Below are 2,095 nucleotides of genomic sequence, written 5' to 3' on the forward strand. Positions count from 1 at the left end.
ACCGCCCCGACGGCAGCCACGCCAACGAGGCCACGGTCAAGCTCTTCGCCAAGGGCGAGCGCATCGTCGCCACCGCCGAGGGCAACGGCCCGGTCCACGCCCTCGACCGCGCCCTGCGCGTCGCCCTCGACGCCGGGACGACGACCCGGGTCGCCAAGGGTGCGGAGTCCTCGCTCTCCGGGGACGGCGAGCGGGTCGCGTACACCTCGGGGGGTTCCGTGTACCTGGTCGAACTCGCCACCGGCAAGCGGCAGTTGATGAGCGCCGACCGCTGGGGTGGCCGTAGCGACCTCCTGGCCCTGCACCCGTCCGTCAACGACGACGGCACGGTCGTGGCGTTCGAGTCGGCGTCCCCGGACCTGGTGGCGGGCGACACCAACGGCGTCTCGGACGTGTTCGTGCGCCAGGCGAGTTGATCAACCGGCTGTTCGCATCATGAGACGGACGGTGAGCGCGGGCGCGGGTGTGCCAGACTGCGTCCGTGTTCTCGTTCGCCACGATTATTGGCAGCAGGCGCGCCGGTCCGCAGTGACCGCCTCGTACGACCAGGTACGGGCGGCCACCGTCGTCACTCGACCCGCGCGCAGACCTCTCGCACCCGCGAGGGGTTTTTCGCTTTTCTGGCCCACCCGCAGCCGGGAAAACAGTGCGAGGGATCATTGAGGGACGGTGGAGCCGGTCATTCCGGTACAGACCGAGATTCAGATCCTCAGGAGCCAGAGACCATGACGGAAACCAGCGAACTCGACGATTCGTTCCACGTCTTCGACACGACCCTGCGTGACGGCGCGCAGCGGGAGGGCATCAACCTCACCGTCGCGGACAAGCTGGCCATCGCACGGCACCTGGACGACTTCGGCGTCGGTTTCATCGAGGGCGGCTGGCCCGGCGCCAACCCGCGGGACACCGAGTTCTTCGCCCGCGCCCGGCAGGAGATCGACTTCAAGCACGCCCAGCTGGTCGCGTTCGGCGCCACCCGGCGGGCGGGCGCCAAGGCGGCCGAGGACCCGCAGGTCAAGGCGCTCCTGGACTCCGGCGCGGACGTCATCACCCTGGTCGCCAAGTCGCACGACCGGCATGTCGAGCTGGCCCTGCGCACCACCCTCGACGAGAACCTCGCGATGGTCAGCGACACCGTCTCCCACCTGGTCGCCCAGGGCCGCCGCGTCTTCGTCGACTGCGAGCACTTCTTCGACGGCTACCGCGCGAACCCCGAGTACGCGAAAGCGGTCGTACGGTCCGCCGCCGAGGCCGGCGCCTCCGTCGTCATCCTCTGCGACACCAACGGCGGGATGCTCCCGGCGCAGATCCAGGCCGTCGTCTCCACGGTCCTCGCCGACACCGGCGCCCGGCTCGGCATCCACACCCAGGACGACACGGGCTGCGCGGTCGCCAACACCCTCGCCGCCGTCGACGCGGGCGCGACCCACGTCCAGTGCACGGCGAACGGCTACGGCGAGCGCGTCGGCAACGCCAACCTCTTCCCCGTCGTGGCGGCCCTGGAGCTGAAGTACGGCAAGAAGGTCCTCCCCGACGGAAAGCTCCGCGAGATGACCCGTATCTCGCACGCCATCGCCGAGGTCGTGAACCTCACCCCGTCCACGCACCAGCCGTACGTCGGCGTCTCGGCGTTCGCGCACAAGGCCGGGCTGCACGCCTCCGCGATCAAGGTCGACCCGGACCTGTACCAGCACATCGACCCCGAGCAGGTCGGCAACACCATGCGGATGCTGGTCTCCGACATGGCGGGCCGCGCGTCGATCGAGCTCAAGGGCAAGGAACTCGGCGTCGACATCAGCGGCGACCGCGAGCTGGTCGGCCGGGTCGTCGAGCGCGTCAAGGAACGCGAGCTCAAGGGCTACACGTACGAGGCGGCCGACGCGAGCTTCGAGCTGCTGCTGCGCGAAGAGGCGGAGGGCAAGGCCCGCTCCTACTTCGAGGTCGAGTCCTGGCGTGCGATCGTCGAGGACCGCCCCGACGGCAGCCACGCCAACGAGGCCACGGTCAAGCTCTTCGCCAAGGGCGAGCGCATCGTCGCCACCGCCGAGGGCAACGGCCCGGTCCACGCCCTCGACCGCGCCCTGCGCGTCGCCCT

General features: G+C 70.1%; 2 protein-coding genes. Both read left to right on the forward strand.

The window, feature by feature from the left end; all coding sequences use genetic code 11:
• A partial coding sequence (locus tag ACNFOC_RS53660) for an alpha-isopropylmalate synthase regulatory domain-containing protein (RefSeq protein WP_416966207.1) occupies positions 1–416 on the forward strand: 416 nt, incomplete at its 5' end.
• A 309-nt stretch (positions 417–725) separates the two neighbouring features.
• Positions 726–2,095 (forward strand): citramalate synthase (gene cimA / locus ACNFOC_RS53665; protein ID WP_416966208.1); only part of this gene is annotated, 1,370 nt, incomplete at its 3' end.

Source organism: Streptomyces colwelliae, from assembly GCF_048158785.1.
Classification (GTDB): domain Bacteria; phylum Actinomycetota; class Actinomycetes; order Streptomycetales; family Streptomycetaceae; genus Streptomyces.